Genomic DNA, 10,029 nt, shown 5'->3' with positions numbered 1-10,029 from the left:
TCCCAAGGCCGCCGCCGCGCTGATCGGCTCGGTGGCCTACGCCGTACTGCCGCTGCACACCGGTGGCGACGAGGAGGCGCGGGCCGTGCGGGTCGCCGAGAGCTTCCTCGTCCGTGTCGGTCCCCGGCACGCGGCCAACATCGGCGTGGGGCGTCTGGCGGGCAACCTGGCCGAGGTGGCCAGGTCCCGGGCCGACGCCGACCGGGCGCTGCGGGTGCTGCGCGCCCGAGAGGCGTCCGGCGCGGTCGCCGGCTACACCGGCGTGCACTTCGAGGCGCTGCTGCTGCAGCTGTCGGACCTGGTCGAGGCCGAGGAGCAGGTCCCCACCGGCCCCTACGAACGGCTGGTGAGCCACGACGCGGAACACGGCAGCGAGCTGGTCGCCACCCTGCGGGCCTACCTGGACGCCTTCGGCGACGTCAATGCCGCCTCGGCCAGGGTGCATGTGCACGCCAACACCTTCCGCTACCGGTTGAAGCGGCTCGCCGAGATCAGCGGCCTGGATCTGGCCGATCCCGAGGCACGCCTGACCGTGATGCTCCAGATGCGGCTCTTCGGGCGGTAGCACGATGGATCTCGGGCTTTTCGTGGCGAAGGACGAAGAAGGATCGCCGGGAAAAGGCAAATGTGGGGCATCACCCCCACCTTCCTGGAGTCCCGATGAGAAACACAGGAGTGGCGGCCGTGCTCGGCGCCCTCAGCCTGTCCGTGGCCGCGTGCGGCGGTACGGCGGACTCCCCGTCAGGCGGCTCCGCCGGCGGTGGCACCTTCACCTTCGCGATCGGCAGCGACCCCGGGGTGCTCGACCCGGCCATGGGTGTGCTCTCGGTCACCAACACCGTGCTGTCGCTGGCCTACGACACGCTGGTCCACATCGGTCCCGACGGTAAGATCATCCCTGGGCTGGCCGAGAAGTGGGACGTCAGACCCGATTCGGTGACCTTCACCCTCCGCAAGGACGTCACCTGCTCCGACGGCTCCAAGCTCACCCCCGCCGACGTGGCCGCCAACGTCAACCACGTCGCCGACCCGGCCTCCAAGTCGCCGATCTACGGCGTGCTGGTGCCCACCGGGATGAAGGCCGAGGCGGACGACGCGGCGGGGACGGTGACGCTCTCCACCCCGAAGCCCTTCAGTTTCATCCTGCAGAGCACTCCGCTGATGTTCATCGTCTGCGGCAAGGGGGTCGAGGACCGCTCGGTGCTGGCCCGCGGCACCTCCGGCTCCGGGCCCTACACGCTCACCGAGGCGATGCCCAGCGACCACTACACCTTCCAGATCCGCAAGGACTACACCTGGGGGCCGGGCGGCGCCACCACGAAGGAGCCGGGCCTGCCCGACAAGGTCGTGCTGAAGGTCGTGCCGAACGAGCAGACCGCCGCCAACCTGCTGATCTCCGGTGACCTCAACGGTGCGATCATCTACGGCCCCGACCGCGCCCGCCTGGAGGCCAGCCCGGGGATCGGCAAGACCATCGAGGCCTCGGGCAACGGGCAGTTCTTCTACCACCAGGGAGACGACCGGCCCGCCAAGGACCCGGCGGTGCGCAGGGCGCTCACCCAGGCGATCAACCTCAAGGAGCTCGCCGGGATCGCCGCCACCGGCACCGGCCGTCCGGCCACCGGACTGGTGCTGGAGCCGCGGCCGTGCCAGGGCGACACCGTCACCGGCCACGTCCCGGCGTTCGACGCGGCCGCCGCGGGCGCCGCACTGGACGCCGCCGGCTGGAAGGCCGGCGCCGACGGCGTCCGTGCCAAGGACGGCCGGAAGCTGGAGTTGCGCCTGCTCTACGCCACCACCAGGGGGCCGGGGGTGCAGGCCGCGGCCGAATACCTCGCCGCCGCGTGGAAGAAGGTGGGCGTCGACGCCAAGCTGAACGGCGTCATCGACACCAAACTGTCGGAGTCGCTCGACGTCACCCAGGACTGGGACGTCGTCTGGCTGCCGATCGGCGTCACGCTTCCCACGCAGCTCGTCGGCTTCCTGACCGGCCCGGCGGCGCCGAAGGGCGCCAACTTCTCCCACCTGGCCAACGCCCGCTACGAGAAGCTGGTGGCCGAGGCCCAGCTCAAGCCCGCCGAGGAGGGCTGCAAGCTCTGGCTGGAGTCGGAGTCCGCGCTGTTCGAGAACGCCGACGTGGTGCCGGTCGTGGAGACCACTGTGCTGACCGCGGCCAAGAACGCGAAGTTCGACACGATGGCGGGCCTGTTCATCCCGACCTCCATCCGGATGATCGAGGCGGGCTGAGTGGCCGGGACCTCTCGCCTGCCGGCCGGCGGGCGCCTGCTCGCCGGCCGGGTGCTCCCGGGCCGGGCGCGCGGCGCGTTCGTGCTGCGGCACCTCGTCCGGTTCGTGATCTCGCTGGCCGCGCTGCTCGTCGCGTCGTTCGCGATGATCCACCTGATCCCGGGCGACCCGGTGCGCGCCTCGCTCGGCCCCGCCGCGCCGGTCGAGCTGATCGCCGCCAGGCGGGCCGCACTCGGGCTGGACCAGCCGCTCCTGTCCCAGCTGGTGTCCTACGTCCGCAACGTGCTGGGCGGGGAGTTCGGCACGTCCTTCCTCAGCGGGGAACCGGTCGGCGAGGTCATCGCCGCCCGGCTCCCCAACACGCTCGTCCTGGCCCTGCTCGCGACCGTCGTGGCTCTGCTCGTCGCGGTGCCGCTGGGCATGTGGGCGGGGGTCCGCACCGAGAACGGCCGCAACCGGGGCACCGAGGCGACCTTCACCTCCGCGACCGGCGCGGCCGTCGCCGTGCCCGAGTTCCTCTACTCGATCGCCCTGGTGACGGTGTTCGCGATCGGCCTCGGCTGGTTCCCGCCCGCAGGCAGGGGCGGCCCCGAATCGTACGTGCTGCCGATCCTCGCCCTGGCCATCGCGCCGGCGGCGATGATCGCCCGCATCTCCCGGGTGGAGACGCTGCGCGAGCTGGGCACCGACTACGTGCGGCTGGCGCGCGCCAAACGGCTGCCCGCCGCCCGGCTGTACGTGCGGCACCTCCTGCCCAACACGCTCACCGCGACGCTCACCGTGGGCGGCCTGCTGCTCACCAGCCTGATCGCAGAGAGCGTGCTGGTCGAGTACGTCTTCGCCTGGCCGGGTCTCGGCCTGCGGGTCGTGGAGTCGATCACCCAGAAGGACTACCCGGTCGCCCAGGGCGTGATCCTCGTCTACGGCGTGATCGTGCTCACGGTGAACCTCCTCGTCGACCTGCTGCTAGGCGTGCTCGACCCCACGTCCGCCCTGAAGGAGAGCTGATGCGGCACCTGCTGCGGACCCCCGCCGGGCTCGCCGGGACCACGCTGGTCGCGCTCATGGTGATCCTGGCGATCGCCGGACCGCCGATCTGGGGCGCCGAGGCCGAGCGCATCGACCCCGCGGTCATCCTCCAGGGAGCCTCGGCCGCGCACCCGCTCGGCACCGACAACCTGGGCCGTGACATCCTCGCCCGGGTGCTGGTCGCCGGCCGGCTGTCGCTCTTCCTGGCCCTGCTGGCCACGCTCATCGGCGCGATCGGCGGAACCGTGCTCGGCGCGCTCCCCGCGGTGCTGCCCCGCCGGCCCGCGCGCCTGGTCACCGGTACGGTGAACGCGCTGGTGGCCTTCCCCGGCCTGCTGCTGGCCATGTTCACCGCGGTGATCGCGGGACTCGGCGCGCGAGGGGCCGTGCTGGGCATCGGCGTCGCCATCGCGCCCGGCTTCGCCCGGCTCACCCAGACGCTCGCCGCCTCGGTCGCCGGAGCCGACTACGTCTCGGCCGCCCGCATGCTCGGCGTCCCCCGGCGGCGGATCATGACGCGCCACGTCCTGCCCAACATCGCCGAGCCGCTGATCCTCAACCTCACCCAGGCGCTGGGCGGCGCGCTGCTCGGGCTCGCCGGGATGTCCTTCCTCGGCCTGGGTGTGCAGCCGCCGTCGTTCGACTGGGGACGGCTGCTGTTCGACGGCTTCGGCCGCATCTACTCCACCCCGGCCGTCGCCCTCGGCCCCGCCGTCGCGGTGGCGCTCGCGGGCATCGGGTTCAACCTCCTGGGGGACGTCCTGGCACGTGCCGCGTCGCGTACCGCCGTACCGGCGGGGAAGGCCGCCCCGCAGGCCGCCTCCATGCCCGGAGAGCTCGACGCGCCCGACCCGGAGGCGGTCCTGGAGGTGCGGGACCTCACCGTCACCTTCCCCGGCGGCGTGACGCCGGTACGCGGGCTGTCGCTGACCGTCGCGCCCGGCGAGATCGTCGGCCTGGTGGGGGAGTCGGGCAGCGGCAAGAGCCTGACCGCGTCGGCGATCGGCGGGCTGGTGCCCTACCCGGGCGAAGTGAGCGCGGCACGGCTGCGGCTGTGCGGCACCGACCTCGGCGAGCTGCCGGAACAGGAGCGCCGCAAGCTGCTCGGCACGTCGCTGGCGATGGTCTTCCAGGACCCGATGGCCTCGCTCAACCCGGCGCTCAGAGTCGGCGGCCAGCTCGCGGAGGTGGCGACCGTGCACCAGGGCGCGAGCCGCGCCGAGGCCAGGACCAGGGCCGTGGACCGGCTCGGGCACGTGCGCATCCCGGAGCCGGAAAGACGGGCCCGGCAGCACCCGCACGAGCTGTCCGGCGGCATGCGGCAGCGTGCGGTGATCGCGATGGGCCTGATGGGCACGCCGCGGCTGATCATCGCCGACGAGCCGACCACCGCCCTCGACGTGACCGTGCAGCGGCAGATCCTGCGCCTGCTGCGCGAGGTGACCGGCGAGAGCGGCGCGGCGACCCTGTTCATCTCCCATGACATCGCCGTGGTCGGCGAGCTGTGCCACCGGGTCGTGGTGATGTACGCGGGCCGGGTGGTCGAGGAGCTGCCGGTGGAGAAGCTGGCCTCCGGCGCCGCGCATCCCTACACCCGCGCGCTGGTCGCCTCGCTGCCCGACATGGACACCGACAGGTCCCTGCCGCTGGCCAGCATCCCCGGTCATCAGCCCTCGCCCGCCGAGCTGGGCCCGGGGTGCGCCTTCGCGGCCCGCTGCGAGCTGGCGACCGGCCGCTGCGCCGAGCGCCCGCCCCTGATCCCGTACGGCAAGGCGCACCAGGTCGCCTGCTGGGAGGCTTCATGATCATCAAGAATCTGACGGTGCGGTTCGGCGCGTTCACCGCCGTCGACGACGTCACGCTGGAGATCCCGGCCGGGGCGATCGTCGGCCTGGTGGGGGAGTCGGGATCGGGCAAGTCCACGCTGGCCAGGGCGGTGACCGGGCTGGTGCCGTACACCGGTGAGATCACCGGCGGCGATCCGCGGCGGATCCAGATGGTCTTCCAGGATCCCTACGCCTCCCTCGACCCGCGGATGACCGTGGGCGCGTCGGTGGCCGAGGGACTCCGCGTGCCCCGCGCCGCCCGCCAGGCGGAGGTGGAGCGGCTGCTGTCGCTGGTGTCGCTGCCCGCCTCGATGGCGGGGCGCTACCCGCGCGAGCTGTCCGGCGGTCAGCGGCAGCGGGTGGCGGTCGCCCGGGCGCTGGGCGCACGCCCCGAACTGCTGGTCGCCGACGAGATCACCTCCGCCCTGGACGTCTCCGTCCAGGGCTCGGTGCTCAACCTGGTCCGCTCGCTGCGTGAGGAGCTCGGGCTGTCGATGCTGTTCATCTCGCACAACCTCGCCGTGGTCCGGTACGTCTCCGACGTCGTCGCGGTGATGCACCGGGGCAGGCTGGTCGAGATGGGGGCGACCGAAGAGGTGGTGGGCTCGCCCCGGGACGGCTACACCCGCTCCCTGCTTGAGGCGGTGCCCCGCCTCAAGCGCGCCTGAGACACGGCCGGCCTCCCGCTCCCCGCCCGTTCCGGACAGGCGGCGGACGGAAGGGCCGGCCGTGCCGTACGGAAGTGCCTGCAGGAGTTCGATGAGCGCTCGCGCGGATCCCGGGTTCGCGTGAGTCACGTCGAGCTGTGGGATCCGGTGTCCCCGCCCGGCCGTCCCCGCCTCGATGGCGAGGAAGTGGGCGAGATGGACGTCGGGAGGGTCGAGGCGTTCCGCCGGGGTCTCGTTGGGTTCTCGCATGGTGTGGCGACGTCCACGAGGTAAGCCTGTGCCGTTTCAGCATGGAACCAACCGTCTCCCTCTTTGACGGCATCGAAGGACGGGGCGAGACTTCCCGTCGTATCCAATCCACGGCCGGAAGGCATTCGCATGCCCATTCAGCTCATTCGACGTGCCCCGCTGTCGGCGCTGGTCTCACTCGTGCTCATCCCTCTGACGGGTGCCGCCGCGACCGGTCACGCGTCCGCCGCTCCGTCCGCGACGACACTGACGGCGACGCCGGCGGCGGCATCGGCGACAGCGCCGCAGGCGGCGCCGGACGCAGCCCGGGCCAGGAAGGAGCTGCGCACGCTGGAGGCGTCCTTCAAGGGCCGCATCGGCGCGTACGCCGTCGACACCGCCACCGGAAAGACGGTCGCGTACCGGTCGGGCGAGCGTTTCCCGCTGCTGTCCACCTTCAAGGCGATCGCGGCGGCGGCCGTGCTGCACAAGGCCCGCACCTCCGACCCCGGCCTGCTGAACAAGGTCGTGCACTGGACGACCGCCGAGCTGCAGGGGCATTCCCCGGTCACCGAGAAGCACGTGAAGGACGGGATGACCGTCGCCCGGCTGTGCGAGGCGGCCGTCACCCAAAGTGACAACACCGCGGCCAACATGCTGCTGAAGCAGATCGGCGGCCCTGCCGGGCTGACCGCGTACTTCCGTGCGCTGAAGGATCCGATCTCCCGGCTGGACCGGTGGGAGACCGAGCTCAACAACTGGAGCCCCAAGGAGAAGCGGGACACCACGACGCCCGCGTCGATGGGCCGTGACCTGCGCGCGGTCACGACAGGTGACGCCCTCAACGCCAAGGACCGGGCGCGGCTGAACGCCTGGCTGATCGCGAACAAGACCGGGGACGCCCGCATCCGCGCGGGCCTGCCCAAGTCCTGGACGGTCGGCGACAGGACCGGCACGAACTCGAAGTACGGGGCCGGGAACGACATCGCGGTCGTCTGGCCCGGAAAGTCGGCCGCCCCCATCATCATGTCGATCTACACCAACCGCAGGGCCGCAGACGCCGCCGCCGACGACAAAGTCATCGCGGACACCGCCGCCGTCCTCGCCCGCGGCCTCGGCAGGCTCTGATGTCACACGGGAGGGGATCGGAGGCCGTACGTCTCCTCTGGTCGTCCGGCCTCGATTTCCTCACTCGTGACAGGGACCGTGAATGAATCTCTTCGACGGAGCGGACGACGCCACCACGCGGGGCGGGCACCGCCCGCGGCAGGCCGAGCGCCGCCGCGGGCCCTCAACGGGTGGTGTGATCGCCCTGGTCGGCCGTCAGAGGGTGATCCATTCGGTGGAGGTGGTGACCTCCTTCAGGATGTCGGGGAGGGGGTCGATGCCGATGCCGGGGCCGGTGGGGACGTCGAGGTGGCCCTCGCGCAGTTCGAACGGGGTGGTGATGTCGGTGGCGTAGTAGCGGCGGGAGGCGGAGGTGTCGCCGGGCAGGGTGAAGCCGGGCAGGGCGGCCAGGGCGAGGTTGGCGGCGCGGCCGATGCCGGTCTCCAGCATGCCGCCGCACCACAGGGCGACGCCGTGGGCGCGGGCCAGGTCGTGGATGCGGCGGGCTTCGAGGTAGCCGCCGATCCGGCCGGGTTTGATGTTGATGATGGAGCAGGCGCCCAGGGTGATGGCGGCGGCGGCGTGYTSGGCCGATTCGATGGACTCGTCCAGGCAGATCGGGGTCTTCAGCAGTTTGGCGAGCTGGGCGTGTTGGACGAGGTCGTCGTTGGCGAGGGGTTGTTCGATGAGCAGCAGGCCGTAGTCGTCGAGTTTGGCCAGGTGGGGGGCGTCGGTGAGGGTGTAGGCGGCGTTGGCGTCGACTTGGAGCAGCAGGTCGTCGCCGAAGCGTTCGCGTACCGCGCGGACGGGGGCGGTGTCCCAGCCGGGTTCGATTTTGAGTTTGATCCGKASRTARCCCTCGTSSAGGTAGCCGCCGACGGYGTCGAGSAGKTSGGGGATGGAGTCCATGATGCCGACCGAMACSCCGSASGGKACSCGGTCCTTGGTGGCGCCGAGGAAGGCRGCCAGGGGTTGGCCGGYGGTGCGGAGYTGGGCGTCCAGGACGGCGGTCTCCAGGGCGGCCTTGGCCATCCGGTGGCCYTTGAASGGYTCCAGGGCCCGGCCGACGGTGTGGGCGTCGGGGGTGACGACGCGCAGGAGCAGGATGTCGCGTTCGGTCTCGGTGCCGAACGAGGTGCGGAAGGGGGCGACCAGCGGCATCGCGATCCGCCGCAGTTCGATTCCAGTGATCTTCACGTTCTCTCCTTGTCGGCGGTGGGCCGGTCCCGGCTCACCGCTCCACGATGTAGTGGCCCTGGCCGGTGAACCCGGTCACGCGGGCTCCTTCCCGCATCAGTGCGCCGAGCACGTCGCGTAGGGCGTGGCGCCATGCCCTGGCCGCGCCGGGGTCGGCGCGGCGCAGCGTCTCGATGTCGGCGGGGACGGCGACCAGGAGCGTGCGGGCGTCGGTCGGGCCGGTGAGCGGGCGGCCGTCGCGTTCGGCCAGGGCGGTGACCGCCTGCGGCGGGGTCGGCGGCCGGTGCGGCTCGCCCTGGACGGCGGCCAGCACCCGTGGCTGCGACAGCCGCCAGACGGCGAGCATCCGGTCGGACTCGTCGCCGGTGTTGATCGCGTCTGCCATGGGGCCGTAGAAGGACGGCAGGTACTCCTCGGGCAGCGCGCCGAGTTTGACCAGGTTGAAGTGGGCGTTGCGCCGTACCAGCGGGTCGTAGGTCCAGGTGATGCGCTCCAGGCCGCGCTCCAGCGCCCAGGCGCGCTGGTGCAGTTTGAGCGCGAAGCCGATCCCGCGTCCGGTGGCGGCGCCGGTGACGTGGGAGTGCAGCACCCGCCCGACCGGCGCCGCCAGGAAACCGACCGACGCGCCGACCAGGCGGTCGCCCCGGTAGGCCCCGGCCACGTAGTTGCCCGCGTGCGAGAACGCCCGCATCATCTCGACGGTCACCGGGGGATTGCCCGGATCGGGGTGCCAGATGTCGTCGAACAGCCGGAAGACCTCCTCGAAGGCGGGGAGCTCGGACAGCTCGGCGATGCGCACCTCCGCGGCCCGGGCCGCCGCCTCAGCGTGCTCGTCGCTCCCCGTCGGGCCCGTCACCTGCCGTCCTCCTCCGGCGGCTCTCCCGCGGCCGCCGATCCCTCCGACGCCGGCGGCGAGATCCTTCCCGCGCCCGCCTCTCCCGAGATCGTCGCCTCCGTGGCCGCCTCTCCCGCAGAGGGCTCCCCTCCGAGGACCGAGGCGATCAGCCCGGTCAGCAGCCTCGTCCGGCCGGGCATCTCCGCGACGACCACGTGCTCGCTGACGGCATGGGCGCCGCCGCCCACCGCGCCCAGCCCGTCGAGCGTCGGGCAGCCGACCCCCGCGGTGAAGTTGCCGTCGGACGCGCCGCCCACGGCCACCCCCCGCAGCGGTTCCATCCCCAGATCCTTGGCGATCCGCTGGGCCAGTTCGAACAGGCGCGCCGACGAGGCCTGCTCCAGGGGAGGCCGGTTCGGCCCGCCGCTCACCTCCAGCCGGGTCCCCGGGATCCGGGGGGACAGGGCCCTCATCAGCTCGTCCACCCGCTCCTGCGCCGCGAGGGTGGGCACCCGCACGTCCACCGCCACACCGGCGAGCGCGGGCACGGTGTTCGTCGTGGTGCCCCCGGACAGCACGGTCGGGGTGACCGTGGTCGGGCCGAGGCCGTCCGGTGCCGCCCCGCCGTCCGCCGACGGGGCGATCTCGCCGAGCGCGAGGATCTGGTGGGCCAGCTCGATGGCGGCGTTCGCCCCCTTCTCGGGCTCCAGGCCCGCGTGCGCGGCCCTGCCGTGGACGGTGACCGCGTAGTCGGAGGTGCCCTTGCGGGCGGTCTTGAGCGCTCCGCCGTCGGCGCTCGCCTCCAGCACGAACGCGGCCGCGCAGCCGCGCGCCGACTCCTCGATCAGCGCGCGTGAGGACAGCGAGCCGACCTCCTCGTCCCCGGTGACCA

General features: G+C 72.4%; 9 protein-coding genes and 1 pseudogene. 6 read left to right on the top strand and 4 right to left on the bottom strand.

The window, feature by feature from the left end; all coding sequences use genetic code 11:
• The 5 genes from CA984_RS39155 to CA984_RS39135 all read left to right on the top strand — a co-directional run.
• A partial coding sequence (locus CA984_RS39155) for a PucR family transcriptional regulator (protein WP_207621209.1) occupies nt 1-565 on the top strand: 565 nt, incomplete at its 5' end.
• 95 nt (nt 566-660) lie between these two features.
• Nucleotides 661-2,247: an ABC transporter substrate-binding protein gene (locus tag CA984_RS39150; RefSeq protein WP_086578426.1), complete on the top strand. Its 1,587-nt coding sequence runs from the start codon at nt 661-663 to the stop codon at nt 2,245-2,247.
• Entirely contained in the window at nt 2,248-3,255 is a 1,008-nt protein-coding gene (locus CA984_RS39145; RefSeq protein WP_086578425.1) for an ABC transporter permease, read from the top strand.
• Nucleotides 3,255-5,081 carry a dipeptide/oligopeptide/nickel ABC transporter permease/ATP-binding protein gene (locus CA984_RS39140; RefSeq protein WP_086578424.1) on the top strand — a complete coding sequence of 609 codons (1,827 nt, stop codon included), beginning with the start codon at nt 3,255-3,257 and terminating at the stop codon, nt 5,079-5,081. The genes CA984_RS39145 and CA984_RS39140 overlap by 1 nt, the downstream gene beginning before the upstream one ends.
• The gene (locus CA984_RS39135) at nt 5,078-5,770 is read left to right on the top strand and encodes an ATP-binding cassette domain-containing protein (protein ID WP_086578423.1); all 693 of its coding nucleotides are present in this window, start codon (nt 5,078-5,080) and stop codon (nt 5,768-5,770) included. The genes CA984_RS39140 and CA984_RS39135 overlap by 4 nt, the downstream gene beginning before the upstream one ends.
• 72 nt (nt 5,771-5,842) lie before the next feature.
• On the opposite strand, the pseudogene CA984_RS48435 reads toward CA984_RS39135, so the two are convergent.
• Nucleotides 5,843-6,028, bottom strand: a pseudogene (locus tag CA984_RS48435) (serine hydrolase); the annotation flags it as partial.
• Nucleotides 6,029-6,148: 120 nt separating this feature from the next.
• Between CA984_RS48435 and bla the strand changes: the two are divergent.
• Nucleotides 6,149-7,126, top strand: a complete 978-nt coding sequence (gene bla / locus CA984_RS39125) for a class A beta-lactamase (RefSeq protein ID WP_086578422.1) — start codon at nt 6,149-6,151, stop codon at nt 7,124-7,126.
• A 195-nt stretch (nt 7,127-7,321) separates the two neighbouring features.
• Here bla and menC read toward each other — a convergent pair whose 3' ends face one another.
• From menC to CA984_RS39110, 3 genes are all read right to left on the bottom strand, one after another.
• Nucleotides 7,322-8,302, bottom strand: coding sequence for an o-succinylbenzoate synthase (gene menC, locus CA984_RS39120; RefSeq protein ID WP_207621208.1), 981 nt, complete (start codon nt 8,300-8,302; stop codon nt 7,322-7,324).
• A gap of 34 nt (nt 8,303-8,336) precedes the next feature.
• The gene (locus CA984_RS39115; RefSeq protein ID WP_086578421.1) at nt 8,337-9,158 is read right to left on the bottom strand and encodes a GNAT family N-acetyltransferase; all 822 of its coding nucleotides are present in this window, start codon (nt 9,156-9,158) and stop codon (nt 8,337-8,339) included.
• Nucleotides 9,155-10,029, bottom strand: an 875-nt coding sequence (locus CA984_RS39110) for a M20/M25/M40 family metallo-hydrolase (protein ID WP_086578420.1), incomplete at its 5' end; no start/stop codon positions are given. The genes CA984_RS39115 and CA984_RS39110, both read right to left, overlap by 4 nt.

Source organism: Streptosporangium minutum (assembly GCF_002149035.1).
GTDB lineage: Bacteria > Actinomycetota > Actinomycetes > Streptosporangiales > Streptosporangiaceae > Streptosporangium > Streptosporangium minutum.
Note: the sequence above shows the minus strand (reverse complement) of the source record. Positions and strands in the feature narration are given on the sequence as shown.